Origin of the sequence: Streptomyces sp. APSN-46.1 (genome assembly GCF_022815725.1) — a bacterium.
GTDB lineage: Bacteria > Actinomycetota > Actinomycetes > Streptomycetales > Streptomycetaceae > Streptomyces.
This window is the reverse complement of the sequence record NZ_JALGRF010000001.1, coordinates 1,174,501-1,193,021: the sequence shown is the minus strand read 5'-3', so window position 1 is coordinate 1,193,021 and position 18,521 is coordinate 1,174,501. Positions and strand designations below refer to the sequence as shown.

The 18,521-nt window shown below is 73.0% G+C and carries 15 protein-coding genes; 7 read left to right on the top strand and 8 right to left on the bottom strand.

Annotated elements, in window-relative coordinates; all coding sequences use genetic code 11:
• Window positions 1–110 precede the first annotated feature (110 nt).
• Together MTF65_RS05310 and MTF65_RS05305 are read left to right on the top strand one after the other, a co-directional pair.
• Entirely contained in the window at window positions 111–338 is a 228-nt protein-coding gene (locus MTF65_RS05310) for a DUF397 domain-containing protein (RefSeq protein WP_279398731.1), read from the top strand.
• A gap of 229 nt (window positions 339–567) precedes the next feature.
• Entirely contained in the window at window positions 568–3,507 is a 2,940-nt protein-coding gene (locus tag MTF65_RS05305) for an AAA family ATPase (protein ID WP_243627011.1), read from the top strand.
• A gap of 82 nt (window positions 3,508–3,589) precedes the next feature.
• On the opposite strand, the gene MTF65_RS05300 is transcribed toward MTF65_RS05305, so the two are convergent.
• Genes MTF65_RS05300 through MTF65_RS05285 form a run of 4 tightly spaced genes read right to left on the bottom strand, consistent with a single transcriptional unit; the run spans window position 3,590 to window position 7,432 of the window.
• Complete coding sequence (locus MTF65_RS05300) at window positions 3,590–5,017, bottom strand: FAD-dependent monooxygenase (protein ID WP_243627010.1); 1,428 nt, start codon at window positions 5,015–5,017, stop codon at window positions 3,590–3,592.
• On the bottom strand, window positions 5,014–6,261 hold the full coding sequence (locus tag MTF65_RS05295) for an MAB_1171c family putative transporter (RefSeq protein WP_243627009.1): 1,248 nt from the start codon (window positions 6,259–6,261) through the stop codon (window positions 5,014–5,016). Before MTF65_RS05295 ends, MTF65_RS05300 begins: the two co-directional genes overlap by 4 nt.
• A 2-nt stretch (window positions 6,262–6,263) precedes the next feature.
• A complete protein-coding gene (locus MTF65_RS05290) occupies window positions 6,264–6,794 on the bottom strand; it encodes a toxin-antitoxin system, toxin component (RefSeq protein ID WP_243627331.1) in 531 nt (176 codons plus the stop codon).
• A gap of 14 nt (window positions 6,795–6,808) precedes the next feature.
• Window positions 6,809–7,432 carry a hypothetical protein gene (locus tag MTF65_RS05285; RefSeq protein ID WP_243627008.1) on the bottom strand — a complete coding sequence of 208 codons (624 nt, stop codon included), beginning with the start codon at window positions 7,430–7,432 and terminating at the stop codon, window positions 6,809–6,811.
• Between the two features lie 493 nt (window positions 7,433–7,925).
• On the opposite strand from MTF65_RS05285, the gene MTF65_RS05280 reads away from it, so the two are divergent.
• Window positions 7,926–8,426: a hypothetical protein gene (locus tag MTF65_RS05280; RefSeq protein ID WP_243627007.1), complete on the top strand. Its 501-nt coding sequence runs from the start codon at window positions 7,926–7,928 to the stop codon at window positions 8,424–8,426.
• Between the two features lie 36 nt (window positions 8,427–8,462).
• On the opposite strand, the gene kstD is transcribed toward MTF65_RS05280, so the two are convergent.
• Window positions 8,463–10,265: a 3-oxosteroid 1-dehydrogenase gene (gene kstD / locus MTF65_RS05275; protein WP_279398557.1), complete on the bottom strand. Its 1,803-nt coding sequence runs from the start codon at window positions 10,263–10,265 to the stop codon at window positions 8,463–8,465.
• A gap of 254 nt (window positions 10,266–10,519) precedes the next feature.
• On the opposite strand from kstD, the gene MTF65_RS05270 reads away from it, so the two are divergent.
• Complete coding sequence (locus tag MTF65_RS05270; RefSeq protein ID WP_243627006.1) at window positions 10,520–10,888, top strand: hypothetical protein; 369 nt, start codon at window positions 10,520–10,522, stop codon at window positions 10,886–10,888.
• A gap of 140 nt (window positions 10,889–11,028) precedes the next feature.
• Here the strand turns inward: MTF65_RS05270 and MTF65_RS05265 are convergent, their stop codons facing one another.
• A complete protein-coding gene (locus tag MTF65_RS05265) occupies window positions 11,029–12,153 on the bottom strand; it encodes an aminoglycoside phosphotransferase family protein (RefSeq protein ID WP_243627005.1) in 1,125 nt (374 codons plus the stop codon).
• Between the two features lie 231 nt (window positions 12,154–12,384).
• Between MTF65_RS05265 and MTF65_RS05260 the strand changes: the two genes are divergently transcribed.
• Window positions 12,385–13,869 carry a hypothetical protein gene (locus tag MTF65_RS05260; RefSeq protein ID WP_243627004.1) on the top strand — a complete coding sequence of 495 codons (1,485 nt, stop codon included), beginning with the start codon at window positions 12,385–12,387 and terminating at the stop codon, window positions 13,867–13,869.
• A gap of 162 nt (window positions 13,870–14,031) precedes the next feature.
• Here the strand turns inward: MTF65_RS05260 and MTF65_RS05255 are convergent, their stop codons facing one another.
• Together MTF65_RS05255 and MTF65_RS05250 are read right to left on the bottom strand one after the other, a co-directional pair.
• Window positions 14,032–15,456, bottom strand: a complete 1,425-nt coding sequence (locus tag MTF65_RS05255) for a PP2C family protein-serine/threonine phosphatase (RefSeq protein WP_243627003.1) — start codon at window positions 15,454–15,456, stop codon at window positions 14,032–14,034.
• Window positions 15,457–15,670: 214 nt separating this feature from the next.
• Entirely contained in the window at window positions 15,671–15,919 is a 249-nt protein-coding gene (locus MTF65_RS05250) for an SCO4226 family nickel-binding protein (protein WP_243627002.1), read from the bottom strand.
• 340 nt (window positions 15,920–16,259) lie between these two features.
• Between MTF65_RS05250 and MTF65_RS05245 the strand changes: the two genes are divergently transcribed.
• Both MTF65_RS05245 and MTF65_RS05240 read left to right on the top strand, forming a co-directional pair.
• Window positions 16,260–18,317, top strand: a complete 2,058-nt coding sequence (locus MTF65_RS05245; protein ID WP_243627001.1) for a molybdopterin cofactor-binding domain-containing protein — start codon at window positions 16,260–16,262, stop codon at window positions 18,315–18,317.
• A 30-nt stretch (window positions 18,318–18,347) separates the two neighbouring features.
• A complete protein-coding gene (locus MTF65_RS05240; protein WP_243627000.1) occupies window positions 18,348–18,506 on the top strand; it encodes a hypothetical protein in 159 nt (52 codons plus the stop codon).
• The last annotated feature ends 15 nt before the right edge of the window (window positions 18,507–18,521 follow it).

Sequence of the window (18,521 nt, the reverse complement as noted above, 5' to 3'; positions counted from 1 at the left end):
GGTGCCGGACCGGTCGCGAGTGACGCACCGTGGCCTGTGCGACACCCACTGCGGTGGTTACCCTGGCCCCCGGACGACGTACCGGGAGGAGCACGCACGTGGCCGAGAGCATGACTTCGCAGCCTCTGGCCGGCTGGGGCAAGCCGGACCTCGATCTCAGCGGGGCGGACTGGCAGTCGAGCAGCCGGGGAGCGGGCGACGTCCAGATCGCCTTCGTCGAGGGGTTCATCGCGATGCGCAACAGCGAGCATCCCGAGAGTCCTTCGCTGATCTTCGCGCCGGACGAGTGGCGCAAGTTCGTGGTGAACGCGCGGGGCGGGGCGTTCGATCTGACATGACATGACATGACATGACATGACATGTGATGGCTGACCGGCCGGACGCGGTGCACCACCGGGCGCGGAGCCGCCGCCCCGGTGGCGCCGCCCCGGAGCCGCCGCACGTCGCCGCTCGACCGGCGGAATACGAAAATCCGGAAAAGCATCTGATCTTTCCCGGCCACAGGCCTTCCCCCGCACCTACTCGGGCGTACGCTGATCCCCCGAACAGGCCTGGGGGGTACCAGCCATGACGGATCGCCGGACCCGCATACGGCGCACGATGTTCGAACGCGAGGCCGAACTCGCCACCGTGGACGAGGCCCTGGACCAGCTCACCGGCGGCGGTACGGGCGGACCCGGCGCCGGCGGCGCCCTGCTCGCCTTCTCCGGCCCGGCCGGCCTCGGCAAGACCACCCTCCTCGCCGAAGTGGGCCGCCGCGCCCACGCCCGCTCCTGCACCCTCCTCGCCGCCCGCGGGGGCGAACAGGAACAGACCCAGCCCTTCCACGTCGCCCGCCAGCTCATCCAGCCCCAGCTCGCCGACCGCTCCGAGGACGAACTGCGCGCCGCCCTCGGCAGCTGGTACGCCATCGTCGGCCCCGCACTCGGCCTGTGCGCCCCGGAACAAGGGGCGCCGCCCGACCACCAGGGCCTGCGCGACGGACTCGACTGGGTGCTCACCCATCTCGCCGTCCGGCGCGGCCCCGTCGTCCTCGTCCTCGACGACGCCCACTGGGCCGACCCCGAGTCCCTCGGCTGGCTCGCCGCCTTCGCACCACGCGCCGAACACCTCCCGCTGCTGCTCGTCGTCGCCTACCGTCCCGACGAACTGCCCGCGCACGCCGACGCCTTCCGTACGCTGCCGGGCCGGGCCGGACAGCGCCCGCTCGCCCTTGCCCCGCTCACCGCCGGTGCCGTCTCCACCCTCGTCCGCGAGACGGTCGGCGAGCACGCCGACGACGCCTTCTGCCGGGAGGCCTGGGCCGTCACCACCGGCAACCCCTTCGAGGCCGTCGAACTCACCGCCAAGGTCCGGGACAAGTGCCTGGAACCGGTCGAGGCGAGCGCACCGCTGCTGCGCGACCTCGTCGCCGCCCAGCGCGGCAGCGGCCTGGTGGCCCGGCTGCAGAGCCTCGGCCCCTCCACCGTCCGCTTCGCCTGGGCCTGCGCCGTCCTCGGCACCGCCATTCCGCAGGACCTCGCCGCCCGCGTCGCCGGCCTCGGCGCCGAGGAGGCCGCCGACTCCACCGCGCGGCTGCGGGACGCCCGTATCCTCGCGGGCACCGCGACCACCACGGGCAGCGCGCGCCCCACGGGCACCACGGACCCCGCCGGGGCGGTGACCGCCACGGGCCCCGCCCTCGCCGCCGTCACCGCGGCGGACACGGACTCCGGGCTGGAGTTCGTCCACCCCCTCATCGCCACCGCCCTCTACCGCTCCATCCCCGACGCCCTCCGGGTCGCCCTGCACGGCCAGGCCGCCGCGGCCGTCGTGGACGCCGGACTCGGCCCCTCCGCCGCCGCCCGGCACCTGCTGGAGACCCACCCCGAGAACGACCCCTGGGTGGTACGGACCCTGCGCGAGGCCGCCGCCGAGAACCTCCGCGCCGGCGCCCCCGAGGCCGCCCGCCGCCAGCTCGCCCGCGCCCTGCGCGAACCCCCGGACTTCGACGAACGCGCCGCCGTGCTCTACGAACTCGGCTGCGCCTCCCTGCTCACCGAGCCCGCGAACACCGTGAACCACCTGCGGGCCGCCCTCGCCGAGCCCTTCGACGACCCGGCCCTGCGCCAGGGCATCGTCATCCGGCTCGCCCAGGTCCTCGCGCACAGCGACCGCCTCGCCGAGGCCTCGGAATCGCTCGCCCGGGAGATCCCCTACACCCAGGACGTACGCGCCCGGCTGCGGCTCCAGTCCGAGCAGTTCATGTGGGACGCCTTCAACGCGTACGAACCCGGTTCCCCGGCCCGCTCACGCCGGCTCGCCAGGCTCGCCGACCGGCTCATCGGACGCGACCTCACCGAGCGGTACGTGATCGGCCTGCGCGCCTGGGACGCCTGCCTGCGCGGCGAGCCCGTGGACACCGTCCTGCACCACGCGCGGCGCGCCCTGGACGGGGGCTTCAGCTGGGCGCACGAGGACCGGGGCTTCGAGGTCCCGGTCCTGGCCGCCCTGGTCCACATGTACGCCGACCGGCCCGGACGCGCGGAGGAACTCTTCGAGGCGGGCACCGCCGAGTTCGAACGGCAGGGCTGGCGCGGGGCACACCTGTCCTTCGCCTACAGTCTGCGCGCGTACATCCGCTACCGGCGCGGACGGCTGGTGGAGGCCGAGGAACTGGCCCGGGCCGGGCTGCGGCTCGCCGAGCGCGTGGGACGACGTACGCCTGTGCACTGGTACGCCATCGCCATCCTGGCCACGACCCTGCTGGCCCGGGGCCGGGTGGACGAGGCCTGGGAACTGGCGCGGGAGCACGAGTTCGCCGAGCCCTTCCCGGCGGCGGTGGTCTTCCCCGACTGCCAGACGGTCTACGCCGAACTGCTGCTCGCCCGGGGCCGGACGAAGGCGGCCGCGATCGAACTGGAGGCCGTGGACCGCAGGCTCACCCCGCGCGGCATCCAGAACCCGTCCTGGTGCCCGTGGCAACTGCACCTGGCCCGGGCGCTCGCCGCCGACGACCCGGAGCGTGCGCGCGCCCTGGCGGCGGACGCGGTCCGCCGGGCCCGCGCCTTCGGCGCCCCCTCCGGCATCGGCCAGGCGCTGCGGGTGGCGGCGGAGGTCGCCGTTCCGGGCGACCGCGCGGGGCTGCTGGGGGAGGCGGTGGAACTGCTGTCGGCCTCCCCGGCGGGATACGAGCTGGCCTGCGCGCTGGCCGCGCTGGGTGCGGAGCTCAGGGACACGGAACTGCTGGCACGCGCGGTGGCCACGGCACGGGAGTGCGGGGCGGACGGCCTCGCGGCGAGCGCGACGCAATCCCTGCTGGGGCTGGGCGGCGCCCCGCCCAGCGGCTCGTCCTGGCAGGGCGCCCTGACGGCGCGGGAGCGGCGCGTGGCGGAGCGGGCGCGCGACGGCGACCCGGTGACGGCGGAGCCGGAACGGGCCGTGCTGTCGTCGGTGTGCCGCAAGCTGGGCACCGACCTCCCCGGACTCGCGGACGCGCTGACCGCATCCGGCCTCAGCCGAACCTGAGGGGCGACCCCCGCCGGCGGGGCAGCGTCCACCGCCCCGGTCCGCCGCACCTGGCGGCCGTCACCGGCGCGGACTCACTCGTCTAGGGGGCGTCCGGTGGGCGGAGCGTGGCGATCGCGGCGCGTTCCGCCGTGCGCAGTGGCGGTACGGTCAGCTGCTGGCGGCGTGGTCCCAGTACGGCGGCCAGCAGCACCGGCGGGGTGAACAGCCGGGCGGCGGGGCGCTCCAGGGTCACGACATCGGTGACGGCGCGGGCGACCCGCCCGTTGCCGGTGCTCGTCAGGAGCAGGCGGCGCACATAGGCCGAGCCGATCCTCTCGGCCAGGGTCGGGCCGCTCTCCGTCGCACCCGGGTAGAAGACGTCGTTGCCGGTGGACAGGGCCCAGGCGGCCCCGACCGGCCCGGAGATGGCCTTCTGGGCGCGGGCGCCGAGACGGGGGGCGGACCACCCGAGACCGCGGACGGTGTCCCGCAGTGCGACGGCGCTCTGCGCGGCCACCGACATGCCGTGGCCGTACACCGGGTTGTAGGCGGCCGCGGCGTCCCCGAGGACGACGAACCGCTCCGGGAGCGCGGCCCGTTCGTAGGAGTGCCGGCGGTTGACGGTCGTACGGGTGACCACCACGTCCGTCAGCGGCTCCGTGCCCGAGATCAGTTCGGCGACGATCGGGTGCCGTACCGACGACCGGGCGAAGGCCTCGAACAGGTCCGGGGCCCCGGTGGGTTCGCCGCCCCGGGTCCCGGAGAGGGTGACGAGCCAGCGGTCGCCCTCGATCGGCACCAGCACCGCCGACCGGCCGGGGCCGGACGCGCGGGGGTCGGCCTGGATGCCCACGATGACGGGGAAGCTGCTCCCGAGGTCCTCGGGGGCGCGGAAGACCCGGCTGGCGTAGACGAGGCCGGGGTCCACCGTCCGTACGGCCGCGGCCGGAACGCCGAACTCCCGCAGCCAGACGGGCGTACGCGAGGAGCGCCCCGACGCGTCGACGACCAGCCCGGCGGCGAGGACGCGCTCCGCCCCGTCGGCGCCGCGCAGCCGGACGCCGGTGACGCGGCGGGAGTCGCCCTCCAGGCCGAGGACCTCCGTCCGGTCGGTGACGGTGACCCTCGGCAGGGCCCGCACGGACCGGCGTACGTGCCAGTCGAGGAGGTCACGGCTGGCGAGGACCACGTGGTGCGACTGCTCCTGCCAGCGGCGGAACCAGCCGACGGGGGAGTAGCCGACCATGTTGGTCGGGAGCGCGATCCTGTGCGCGCCGTCGGCCAGGAGCCGCTCGACGGTGCCGGGCAGCAGGGCATCGATGGCGCGGGCTCCGCCGGACCACAGCAGGTGGGCGTGGTGGGCCTGGGGGAGCCCTTTGCGTGGCTCGGGCCCCTCGGGCAGTACGTCGCGCTCGACGACCACGACGTCGGCGAACTCGGCGAGCGCGGCAGCCGTGAGCATGCCGGCGAGGCTGCCTCCGATGACGACCGCCGTGCGCGGGCGCGGGGAGGAGGGCGATTCGCTCATGAGGTCACGCTCTCTGGGTAGTCGGCCGGCCGCCCGTACCGGGCGCGGTGGGCGTGGACGGCCGGAGAACGGCGCAGGGCCCTGGAGACGGCGACTAGATCCGGGGAACGCATCGCGCCCGCCGGGTCCGTGAGCGTGCCCGGGCCCGCATGTGCGTCTGGTCCGTCTGTTCCGTTCTCGGGTGCTGTTTCGGCGGAGAACTCGATGCCGCGGCGCATGCGGTCGATCGCGGCGATCACCGCCACCGCGTCGGCCGTGGCGGCGGCCCGCGCGGGGCACTCCTCGCGCTCGGCGGCCTCGGCGAGAGCACGCTGCCGCACCCCCGGGTCCATGTAAGGCTGCAGCCGCAGCAGCCCGTCGCTGATCTGTGTCCTGCGCTGGACGAGGCGCCGGCTCATCGGGGACCGCCTCGACAGCCGGAGGCTCCCGGTGTCGAGGGCTGCCAGTTCCTTCACGAACGGCCCGAGGGACCGGTAGTGCCGGAAGTCCGCCCAGAGACCCTGAACCGCCTCTCCGGCGTGGGGGAGGATGAAGCCCACGGCGACGAACACCGCGCAGATGGACGCCAGGGGCGGGGCGACGTACGTACTGAGCCAGTCCAGGTTGTTGCCCGTCCAGCGGCTCACCACCGCGATGAGCTTCACGGTGTCGTAGCCGAGGTTCAGGACGAACCCGATGACCAGCAGCACCAGGCCGGCCCGCAGCCAGCCCGACACCTGGCGCAGCCAGGTCCACGTGACCACGGACGTGATCGCACAGGCCGTGGTGTGGGCGAGCAGGTAGAGCATGATGTGCTCGCGCATCCACGGCGTGTTGGCGTAGTACGTGTCCAGGTCACGCAGCCGTTCGACGGGCACGTCGGCGAGGGCGAAGGTGCCCCAGAGGCCGGCGACGACGGCGGAGTAGATGACGCCGATCGTCCAGGTGGTCCGCCGCACGCGCCGGGGGTCGCCGCCGCGCCAGTGGATGATCATCACCAGGCAGGCCGCGCAGAACAGGGTGAGCACCGTGTACACGACCGGCGCCGCGAAATTGCTGATCCCCGTACCGCGGTTCATCGCGGCGATGGTCTCGGGCCGGCCGAAGTAGAACACGGAGGAGCCCAGGAGCAGCAGCCCACCGACGTTGCGCACGTTGGGATCGTTGCGCCAGAACCTCATCATCACCGGAAGCCGGATCACGAACGCCAGGGTGAGGATCGCGGCGGGGATGAAATAGGGGATGTAGTACTTGTCCGAGGTCACCGTCAGCCGTTCGGTCCGCGATAGCCGAGTGTGTTGCCGATACGCCCGGCGACGTCATCGCGCCGGACGGAGCCGGGGGCGCCGCCGCCGGACAGCCAGGCCCGGCACCTGTCGCCGAGGAGGAGCCCGAACGTCTCGGCCTCGATCTCCTCGGAGTCCTCGTGGTGCGAGCGCGCGGCGACGGCCGCGTAAGTCAGGTCGGGGCCGCCCGGCAGGGACTGGGCCGCCGCGACCGCGCCGGGCCCGTGCGGGGCCGAATGACCGGCCTGCATGTGCCACAACTCGTGCCCGAGGATGACGAGTTGATGGTCGGGGGTGGTGAACTTCTCGACGACGACGATGTCATAGTCCGCCATGTCCAGCCACAGGCCCGAGGTGGTGAGCTGCGAGGGGAAGCGCTCGAAGCGCAGGACGATCGGCCTGCCGCCGCGCCGCGCGCTCATCGCGTCGCACAGCTGCCGGAAGAGCGTGTGCGGCTCGACGGGGGATTCGAGGTCGAGTGAGGAGGTCAGCGCGGTGCACAGCTTGCGCATGGAGCGGGCGACGCTCACGCGGCCCCCTCGGACGACAGAATTCCAGTGATCATGCCGAGGATCAGTGTCTCCTGTGTACGGGAGAGGGTCTTGCCCGGGGTGGCGCTCCGGGTGGAGAGGGAGACGAGCCCGTACCGGCTGACGAGCCCGGCCAGCGGGTCTCCGCCGGATACGTGGCGCAGGGAGCGGAGCGTGGGCTGGAGCGCCCGGCTCAGCGCCTGGGACGGGGTGTCCGTCAGAAAGCTGCCGTCGCGGCCGAAGAAGGCCGCGATCCGGTGGGTGGGCGATGGCTGGTTCCCCGCCCTGCCCGAGATGAGGTCGGCGACGCTTTGGGCGGTTGCGCCGATCGCCTCGGCGATGTGCTCGGGCCGGTACGGGCGGCCGTCGGCGTCGCGGGAGTTCACGCAGAGGAACGCCGCCCGGCGGCGGGCGATCGCCTCGGCCGCCGCGTCCGATGCGGGGGTGGGCGCGTCGGACTCCTCGCCGCGGAGCAGGGCGGCCGTCTGCTGGACGGGGACCCCGGTGCTGGCCGCGAGGTCCCGCGCGTCGAGGATTTCGTCCATGTCGAGTTGTCTCTCCGTGGCGAGCGCGCGGATCTGAGCGAGCGTCACGGCGAGGGAAGGAACAGACTCGATCATCTGCCTGCACTTCCTGTGTCCGAGTGTCCGAGGGCAACCAGCCTGCCTGCGCGTCGGCGGCAAGCCTAGGGTGCCGAAAATACAAGATCCATATTGAGCCAACGATTGTTGTCGAATCGAAAGCGACCGCCGGTTCCCTCCGGGGAAGCGGGGGACATCGCCGCGTGTGCGTCCGCCGGCGCTTCGCCGCCGGCCCCCTCCCTCGCCACCACCGCGCCCGCCGCATCGGAGGCGCTGCCCGCTCACGCCCCGGCGAGCCGTCGGCCCGGTCCCGGGCCCGGCGTGCGGGTCGGGGCCCTGGCGGGCGAGGGGTCGCGGCCCGTCGGGGCGGCGGGCGCGGCGAGGGTGGGACCGGGGCGGCGGGCGCGGCGGGGGCCGGTCCGGAGCGGGGGTCGCGGCCCGTCGGGGCGGCGGGGTCGGCGGGGGCGGGGCCGGACCGGGGGGATGAGGGGGGTAGGGCCGGGAAACGCGCTCGGCCACGTACCATTGCGGCATGTCCTTCCTCCGCCGCCACCGCGCCGCCACACCCGCCGGCCCGGACTTCGACGTCCTGGCCATGGACCCGGGGGACTGGCCGGGCAACCTCGGGGCCGGGCTGCTCCCCGCCCCCGACGGCAGCTGCCAGGGCGTCTTCCTCCGCTACGACCTGTTCGGCGGACGCGGCCCCGCGATGATCATCGGAAACCTCCCCGAGGGCTCCCCCGCCCGGGACCTCGTCGACGGTCAGGTCCCCTTCGAGGTGGCCCAGCTCCTCGACGCTCTGGAGAACGACGAGGACGTCGAGGTCACCGGCATGGAGGACTGCCCCGTCATGCAGGGGGACAACCTCCTCATCGTCCGGAAGATCAAGCTCTCCGAGGGCCGGATCAGCTGCGTGCAGTTCGACCGCAGTGACAACGTCCTGGTCACCATCGCCAGCTGGGACCGGCCCATCACCGATGACCTCTACGCCCTCCTGAAGCCGCTCCCCGCCGAGCTCTTCCAGCAGGGGTAGCAGGTCACAAGGCCTACGCGTCGGACTGCGTCGGAACTACGCGTCCGCGATGTCATTGGCCGCCACGTAGCCGAACGTCATCGCGGGCCCGATCGTCGATCCGGCGCCCGCGTAGCTGTGGCCCATCACCGCCGCGCTCGCGTTGCCCGCCGCCCACAGGCCCGGGATGACCGAGCCGTCCGGCCGCAGCGCCCGCGCCCTGGCGTCCGTGACGATGCCGCCCTTCGTCCCGAGATCCCCCGGCACGATCTTGAACGCGTAGAACGGCGGAGCCCAGACCGGCGCCAGGCACGAGTTCGGCTGCACGTTCGGGTCGGTGTAGTAGTGGTCGTACGCCGTGTCGCCCCGGTGGAAGTCGGCGTCGGTCCCGCTCCACGCCTGCGCGTTGAACCGGTTCAGCGTCGCCCGCAGCGCGGCCGCCGGCACCCCGATCTGGCCCGCGAGCGCGTCCCACGTCCACGCCTTCTTCGCCGCCCCCGCCTCGTACCACGCGTCGGGGAAGGGAAGCGTCGGCAGGATGTCCTTGAACAGGTACTTGCTGCGGTAGCTCTGATCCACGATCAGCCACGCCGGGATGTGCGACCCGGTCGCACCCCGGTCCTTCTCGTACATCACGTGCACCACATCGCTGTACGGCGCCGCCTCGTTGACGAACCGCGCGCCGTTCCCGTTCACGATCAGCCCGCCGGGCAGGGTGCGTTCGGCGAGACAGAAGTACGGCTCCCCGGGCAGCGGGATCGACGGCCCCCACCACGCGTCGTCCATCAGCCCCAGCGCCGCCCCGGCCCGCTGCCCCGCCCGGATCCCGTCGCCCGTGTTCTCCTTCGCGCCCACCGACCACTGGGTGCCGATCGGCTGCTGCTGGTACTGCGTCCGCATCTCCGCGTTGTGCTCGAAGCCGCCCGAGCCGATGACGACACCCTTGCGGGCGCGTACGACGCCCCGTACGCCCTCCTTCTCCACCACCACCCCCGTGACCGCCCCGTCCTCCCGCACCAGATCGACGAGGGGACTGTTCAGCCAGACCGGCACCCCGGCCCGCTGGAGCCCCGCCCGCAGTCCGGCGGCCAGCGCCTGGCCCATGGTCAGCGGCTTCTCCCCGCGCAGCGCGGCCTTCGTACCGCGCGCCAGGCACTCGGTGGACACCGCCAGCCCCTTGGCGGTCACCGCCGCGAGGTTCAGCCACTTGTAGTCCTGGCTGAACACCACCATCCCGGCCGGCACCGGCATGTACGCCGGGTTCAGGCGGGCGAGTTCGGCGCCCAGGATGTTCCCGTCGATCTGGTCCGGCTCGATGGAGCGGCCGTTCGGCAGACCGCCGGGCAGATCGGGGTAGTAGTCGCTGTAGCCCTCCATGAAGCGGAACCTCAGCGGACTGTTGGCCATCACGAAGTCCAGCATGCGGGGACCGTTGGCGAGGAAAGCCTGCTGCCGGTCGGCCGGCACCTCGGGCCCGACGACGGCCGACAGGTACGTGGCCGCCTTCGCCGGGGTGTCCGGCACGCCGGCGCCCAGGATCACCGAGTTGTTCGGCAGCCATATGCCGGCGCCGGAACGCGCGGCGGAACCGCCGAAGGTCGGGGCCTTCTCGACCACCAGCACGCTCAGGCCCCGCTGGGCGGCGGTGAGCGCGGCGGTCATCCCGGCCGCCCCGGACCCGACCACGACGACGTCGTACTCGCCGAGCGGAACCCCGCCCTCGAAGCTGTCGGCGCCGTCGGCCCGTGCGACGGCGGTCGGCAGCACGGTGGCGGCGAATAACCCCGCCCCCGTCCCGGCGAGGACGGCCCGGCGGGAGGGGAGGGTGCCGGGGGTGGTGCGGGAGGGGCTCGCGGACATGGGCAGGCTCCAGTGAGGTTGGGAGGAAGGGGATGACTCCAGCATTTCTGATGCTAAATCAGAAAAGGTGTTCGGGGGATCATGTGATGTCAAGGCATCCGGCGCCACCGTCGCCTCCTGCGCGCCGCCGTCGCCCCCAGCGCGCCGCCGCCTCGAACAGGCCGCCGCCTCCCGTTCGCGCGCGGCGTGCTTCGGGCCCACGCTGGAAGGGATGGTCATCACGCGGGGATCGGAAGATCCGGCGAGGAGGAACCATGGCAGCTCACACGCGGGAGGGCACTCCGGTCGCGATCGAGGGCGGGGGTGTGGAACTGCGCACCCAGGAAGTCGGGGGAGGCCTGTCGGTCGCGTGGGTGCGGCTGCCGCAGGGCGCCGACATGCGTCCGGCTCTCGTCGGCATGCCCGACACCTTGTGCCAGTGCCCCCACTGGGGCTACCTGCTCAAAGGCCGACTCAGGATGCACACCGCGGACGGCGAGGAGATCTACGAGGCGGGGCAGGCCTTCTACTGGCCGGCCGGTCACGCCCCGGAAGCACTTGAGGACTGCGAGTACATCGACTTCTCGCCGACGAAGGAGCTCAACGAGGTGATCGATCACGTCAAGGCGCGGATGGCCGGCTGAGTCGGGCGAGCGTCTCAGTCGGACGACCGCCTGAGACGGGCGGCCGCCCGACAGCACACAGCCGCACACACGCGCGAGGTCCCGCGGCGACAGCCTCGGGACCTCGGGGCGACGGGCCTGGGAAGGCCGTCGGTGCGGGATCAGCGCGTACCCACCGCCGCGCGGACCGCTCTGCGGGCCATACCGCAGTCGTCGTGCAGGCGGCGCAGCAGCAGGCGCTGCTCCTCGCCGGAGGACAGGGCGCCCGCCGGCAGCGGCTGAGTCGGGGCGGTCGCCAGCATGGAGCGCTGGACCGCCGTCTCGGACATCCGGATCTCCCGGGTCAGTACCAGCATCAGGTTCACCAGGAACGCGTCCCGGGCCGCCGGCCCGGCCGACTGTGCGAGGCGGCTGATCTGGCCGCGGGCGGCCGGGGCGTCGCCCAGTACCGTCCACAGCGTGGCCAGGTCGTACCCCGGCAGGTACCAGCCCGCGTGTTCCCAGTCGAGCAGCACCGGACCCGCCGGGGACAGCAGCAGGTTCGACAGCAGCGCGTCACCGTGGTTGAACTGCCACGGAGTCCCGGCCGGCTTCAGCCCGTGCAGCAGCTTCTGCAGGTCACCGAAGTCCCGGTCGGTCAGGAGCCCCAGCTCGTGGTCCCGGGTGATGCGCCGGGCGTAGTCCATCGGGTGCCCGAACAGCTCGGCCGGCGGACGCCACTGGTTCAACCGGCACACCGCGCCGAGGGCCGCCCGTAGGTCGGGCCGCGGCGGGGCCTCCACGGGATGGCGCTGCAGGGCCGCCACCCGGCCCGCCATCCGCTCGACCACCAGGGTGCAGTTCTCCGGGTCGGCGGCGATCAGCCGCGGCACCCGGACCGGTGGACGGTGCCGGACGAACGTCCGGTACGCCGCTATTTCGTGCCGGTACCGCTCGCGCCACTCGGGCGAATGATCGAGTAAAACCTTCGCGACGGCGGTCATCCGTCCTGTGGTTCCCAGCAACAGGACCGACCGGCCGCTCCGCCGCAGTACTTGTACCGGCGTGAACTCCGGACAGATCCGCTGCACCGAGGCGAGCGCGGTGCGCAGCTGCGCACCCTGCGGCCCCGACAGGTCGATTCTTCCGCTGAGCGGCTGCGACCCGGTTGCCGGCATCCGTCGCGCCCGTACGGCGCCCTGCGCCGGGGCCGCCGGTCGGCCGGGGTCGAGGTAGGGGCCGCCGCCCGCCTGGATGGTGCGGTGCGGCCGGACCGGGGCGGACACGGAGGACGTTGCTGCGTACATGGCGGTTACGGTTCCCTTCGTGCGCCGACGAGTTACGTACGCCGCCCCGCCGGATCCCGTACTTCACCCTGGGGAGTTCCGCCGGTGACCGGGTCGGGGAGGCGCATTCCTACCTGACACCCGGCTGTGGGTGGCACACCATCTGGCGGACCCTGGCGGACCCTGGCGAATAGTCGCTCGGCATCTGACGGGGGGCTACTGTCAACTCAGCCGAGAACCTGGGGGCTTGACGTGAGCAAAGGTCCAAACACCCGTCTGAACGACTTGTTCGGCCTGGCCGGCTGGTCGAAGGGCGAACTGGCGAGGATGGTCAACCGGCAGGCGGCGGCCATGGGCCACCACCAGCTGGCCACCGACACCTCGCGGGTGCGGCGCTGGATCGACATGGGGGAGACCCCGCGCGAACCGGTGCCCACGGTACTGGCAGCACTGTTCACCGAGCGGCTCGGTCGTGTCGTGACCATCGAGGACCTCGGGTTCGTACGGCAGCGGCGCACCTCCAAACGGCAGCCGGACGGGGTGAAGGAGAACCCCGACGGCCTGCCCTGGGCGCCCGAACGCACAGCCGCGGTCCTCACCGAATTCACGGGAATGGACCTCATGCTCAACCGTCGCGGTCTGATGGGCGCGGGAGCCGCGCTCACCGCCGGCTCAGCCCTCAGCAAAGCCATGCACGACTGGCTCCGTACCGACCCCGCCCCCGCCAAGGCGACACCCGCCTTCGGCGATTCCTTCCAGGCCGACCAAGCGGGCTACGACCGCTACGAGGCCGCCCCGATCGGCTCGCAGGAGATCGAGGCCCTGGAGCGTTCCGTGGAGGTCTTCCGGGCCTGGGACGCCTCCAGAGGCGGCGGACTCCAGCGCAAGGCCGTCGTGGGCCAGCTCAACGAGGTGGGCGGGATGCTCGCCTACCACCACCCCGACCACCTCCAGCGGCGACTGTGGGGGGTGGCGGCCAACCTGGCGGTACTGGCGGGCTGGATGTCGCACGACGTCGGCCTCGAACCCACCGCGCAGAAGTACTTCGTCATCGCCGCGCACGCGGCCCACGAGGGCGGCGACCGGCCGCGCGCGGGCGAGGCCCTCTCCCGCGCCGCCCGCCAGATGGTCCACCTGGGCAAGCCCCACGAGGCCCTCGACCTCATGAAGCTGGCGCAGTCCGGCTCCGGTGAGGAGACCCTGCCGCGCACCCGCGCCATGCTGCACACCATCGAGGCGTGGGCGCAGGCCGCGATGGGCAAGGGCCAGGCGATGCGCCGCACCCTCGGCGAGGCCGAGGACCTGTTCGTGTCCGACAAGGGCGATGTACCGCCGCCGAGTTGGATGCAGAACTTCGACGAGGCCGACCTGCACGGCATGCAGGCGCTGGCCTTCCGCACCCTCGCCGACCACGACCCCTCGGCCGCCCCGATCGCCCAGCGGCACGCCATGGCGGCCCTTCGGCTGCGCGCCCAGGGCCACCAGCGCTCACAGATCTTCGACTACCTCTCCATGGCCTCGGCCTGCTTCATCGCCGACGACCCGGAGCAGGCCGACCGCTACGCGCGGCTCGCCCTGGTCTCGATGAACGAGACGTCTTCGCACCGGACTTGGGACCGGCTGCGCGAGATGTACCGGCTCACCGGACAGTACGCCGGGTACGCGCGCATCGAGGACCTGCGCTCGGAGATCAAGCTGGCCCTCCCCAACAGCCCGACACCGCAGCACGTGGTGTAGGAGGTGTCCGGCGGATCGCGGCCGGGCCCGGATCCCACCGAGCGAACGCGCGGGCAGACGAGCAAGGCGCGGACGAGCAAGGCACAGACGAGCAAGGCACAGACGGTAAGGCCGCGCCTTCCGGCGCGGCCCTGATGTCCGTACGGCCGTCGGCCGCGGCGGCTACTCGCCGACCCGCGCCACCAGCACGCAGGCGTCGTCCTCGCGCTCGCTCTCGCCGAACTCCTCGATCACCATCCGTACGCAGTCCTGCGCCGACCGCGCCGCCGAGAACCGCGGCGCGAGCGCCAGCAGCCGCTCGGTCCCGTCCGTCCGGCTGAACTCGATGCTGCGCGGCGTCAGTCCGTCCGTGTGCAGGACGAGGACGTCGCCCGCTTCGAGCCGCTCTTCCGCCTGCCCGTACGTCGCCCCGGAGGTCGCCCCCAGCAGCACGCCCTCCGGCGGTTGCAGCGCGCGGCCCTGGCCGCGGCGGAACAGCAGCGGCGCCGGGTGACCGGCCTGCGCCCAGGACAGTACGCGGCGGGCAGGATCGTAGCGACAGCAAACGGCCGACCCGAGGGCCGGTTGTACGGAGGTCTCCAACAGCTGGTTGAGCCAGCCCATGAGCGGGCCCGGCTCGATTCCCGCCATGGCCATTCCGCGCAGGGCGCCGAGCATCATCGCCATGCCGGAGGTGGCGGTCACCCCGTGCCCCGTCAGGTCACCGACCGTCAGCATCGAGCGGCCGTCGGGCAGTTCGAGTGCGTCGTACCAGTCGCCGCCGATGAGCGCGCTGGTCGCGGAGGGCAGATAGTGCGCGGCCGTGTCCAGCGCGCCGGTGCTGTTGTGCGGGAAGCGCAGGGAGCCGCCCCACGGGGGCAGCACGGCTTCCTGGAGTTCGACCGCCAGCCGGCGCTCGGTCTGCGCGATCTCCCGCCGGCGCTCCAGCGAGTCGCGGGATTCGCGCACCGCCCGCTGGCTCCGGCGCAGGTCGCTCACGTCCCGCAGTACGGCCCACATGGAGGCCGTGCAGCCGTCGGCGTCGAGGACCGGCTCGCCCCTCATGTGCAGGGTACGGACCCGGCCGTCGGCCCGGACGATGCGGAACTCGCCGTCCATGGGCCGGCCGTCGACGAGACAGGCGGTGACCATCGCCGTCAGCAGCGGCTGGTCCTCGGAGAACAGGGTGGAGCCCAGTTCGTCCAGCGGCGGCGCGCCCGCCTCGGGGGACCGGCCGAAGATCTGGAACAGCTCGTCGGACCAAGAGACCTCGTCGGTGAGCAGGTTCCACTCGGCGCTGCCGACGCGGGTCTGCCGGTCCTCGGTCGCGGTCTCGGGTTCCGCCCGGGGGAGTTCGACGAGCTCGGGCGCGGGCGGCAGGCCCTCTTTGAGCTGGCCGAGGTGCTCGCCCAGGTCGTCGAGGTGGTGGACGGCGAGATCGCACAGTGCGCGCTGCCAGCGGCCCTGGGCGTCGTCGTCGTCCACGACGGTGTCGCGGCGCACCGCGTCCACTTCCCCCCGCAACCGCCGGGTCTGCGAGATCAGCGCGTCCACCGATCCCGGCTCGGGCGGCTGCGCGGGACGGTCCGCGAACAGGTGGGACGGCATGAGAACTCCGATACAGGCGCGGCGCGACCAAATCTGAAGGAAGGACCGTTAACGACTGTGGCACAGCCGACGACTGCCTGTAAGGCGTTTGGCAACATCCGTAACGGGGTTGCTTATGGCATATGCCAACGGCCTCCCTGAGGCCCCGTGCCCGTGCGAACAATTCCGGTCAGCCGTTCCCCGGGGCGGCGCCGCCCCGTCCGGCCCGGGCGCCTCACACGCTGAGCGGCACCGGGTGGATCTCGCTGGCCGGGTGCCCCGTGCGGGTGTGGATCCGCTGGACCGCCTCCGCCGAGGGTGCCTCGGACAGGCAGTAGACCGTCCCGGACGCGGGGTCCGCCCAGGCGCGTTCGAAGTGCACCTTCTCTTCCGCCTCGATGGCCAGGTCGGCCCGGTGGGCGGCCGACAGCTGCTCCTTCGTGATGCCGTTCATGCCGTGGTGGACATCCATGAACTTCGTCATCGCCGCACACCTCCTCACTCTCTCTCGGTGTGCTGAACCGTTCCCTTTCATCTTCCCCCCGTGGCCGGAAACCGGCCCTTCCGCTGGGCGGTGTCGAGCGTACGACCGAGGTGTACGAGCCATCCGCGCCGTCGTGCGGGGGCGACACGCCGTTCACGGCCCCCAGGGGAGTACCCCCCGAACGGAGGACCCCGTGCCGCGCCGTGACGCTTCCCGCCGCACCGGCGGTACCAGTTCGGAACCGGCGCTTCCCAGTCCATCCGGTGATCGCTACTCTACGTGTCGGTAATGAGCCGGGAGGTCCGCACCGCGGGCCCGCGCAGCTTGGGGACACGACGACATGACCGCGCACACCGGCACCTCCGGACAGCCCGACACGCCCGGGCAGAGCCGCCGCTCCTTCCTCACGTACCTCGTCGCGGCCCCCACCCTCGCCCTCGTCACCCGCGCCGGGGCCGACGCCCTCGCCCCGCAGTCCGCCCACGCGGTGATCCCGAGCCTGCCCGCCCCCGCCGACCTGATCGACCTCGGCGACCTGTTCATCCTGGCCGGCGCGCCCACCTCCGCCCTGCTCGCGCTCGCCGTCGAGGCCGACGGCAACGTCCGCTTCCGCCTCCCGCGCGAGGAAGTCGGCCAGGGCCTCACCACCGCCGTGGCCATGCTCGTCGCGGAGGAACTCGACGCGCCGCTGGCCGACATACGCGTGGAGCTGGACGACGCGCGACCCGAGCTGCTGTTCAACCAGCTCACCGGTTCCTCCAACTCCATCCGCTCGCTCTACGGTCCGGTCCGCCAGACCGCCGCCACCGCCCGGGCCCGCCTGGTCGCGGCCGCCGCCCGCCGCTGGAACCTCTCCGCGGGCTCGCTGACCACCGCGGCCGGCGCGGTCCACGCCCCCGACGGCCGCACCGCCGACTACGGCAGCCTCGCCGCGGCCGCCGCCGACCCGGGCCTGATCGCCCTGGGCGCGGCCCCGAAGCCGGCCGCCCGCCACACCCTGGTCGGGAAACCGACCGGGCGGATCGACGCCCGCGCCATGGTCACCGGAGCCCAGCGGTACACCCTCGACCTCGACATCCCCGGCGCGAAGCCGTGCGTGGTGCGCCGCCCGCCCACCCTCGGCGGCACCGTCGGGGCCGTCGCCAACCTCGCCGCCGTCCGGGCCATGCCCGGCGTCCTGCACGTGGTGACCGTCCCGACCGGGGTCGCCGTCGTCGCCGAGACCTTCGGCCAGGCCCTCGACGCCAAGGCCGCCCTCCAGGTGAGCTGGGGTCCCGGCCCCGCCGACCAGCTGTCCGACGCGCAGATCCGTACGAAGCTGCGCGTCGCCACCCCGCCGCTGCTGGTGCCGCCGCTGCTCACCCCGTACGTGGACGCCGAGTTCGACTTCGCCTTCGTCAGCCACGCCCCGATGGAGACCAACTCGGCGGTGGCCGACGTACGGGACGACCGCGCGGAGATCTGGTCCGGGCTCAAGTCCCCCATCGTGGCCCGCGAGACCATAGCCGCCGAGCTCGGGCTGCCGCTCGACAAGGTCACCGTCCACGTGGTCCAGGCCGGCGGGTCCTTCGGCCGGCGGCTCTTCTTCGACGCCGCTCTGGAGGCCGCCCGCGTCTCCAAGGCCTGCCGCCGCCCGGTCCGCCTGATGTGGACCCGCGTCGACGACACCCGGCACGGCCGGATGCGCCCCGCGACCCACCACAAGATCCGGGCCACCCACCTGCTCGGCGAGGTGCTCAGCTTCGAGCACCGGGTCGCCGCCGCCGAGACCGACTTCCGGCACGGGCTCGGCGAGATAATCACCGCCACCGCCGCCAGCCTCCCGCTGGGCCTGGGCAACGCCACCCTCGCCCAGACGCTGTTCCTCACGACCGTCAAGTCCCCGTACCACTTCGGGCTCACCACCCAGGCGCTCACCGAGGTCCCGACCGGTATCCCCACCGGCTCCTGGCGCTCCGTCTACTCCGCCAACACCCGGGGGGCCGAGGAGATCGTCGTGGACGAGCTGGCCGAGCGCACCGGCAGGGACCCGTACCAGTTCCGCCGGACCTTCCTGAAGACCGTCGCCCAGCGCGCGGTGCTCGACAAGGCCGCCGCCGAGGGGAACTGGGGCCGGGCGATGCCGGCCGGCTGCGCGCAGGGCATCGCCTTCCACGAGGAGTACAAGTCCCGCACCGCCTGCCTCGTCGAGATCGACACCCGGGACCCGGAGCACATCCGCGTCACCAAGGCGGTCATCGCCGTGGACGTCGGCCTGCCCGTCAACCCGCGCGGACTGGAGGCCCAGATGATCGGCGGCCTCACCGACGCCATCTCCACCACCCTGCGGGCGGGGCTGCACCTGGACAAGGGACTCCCGCTGGAAGGCAGTTACAGCCAGTTCCACTGGGCGCGTTAGCGCGACACCCCGCGTGACGTACGGGTCTTCGTGCTGCCGGCCACCGGCGCCGAGCCGGGCGGCGCGGGCGAGCTCGGCGTCCCGGCCGCCGTGGGCGCCATCGCCAACGCCTACGCCCGGGCCACCGGTACGAAGCCGCGCAGCTTCCCCCTCGACTTCGACGTCGACTTCACCCCATACCCGCGCTAACCAGCAGGAGTACGC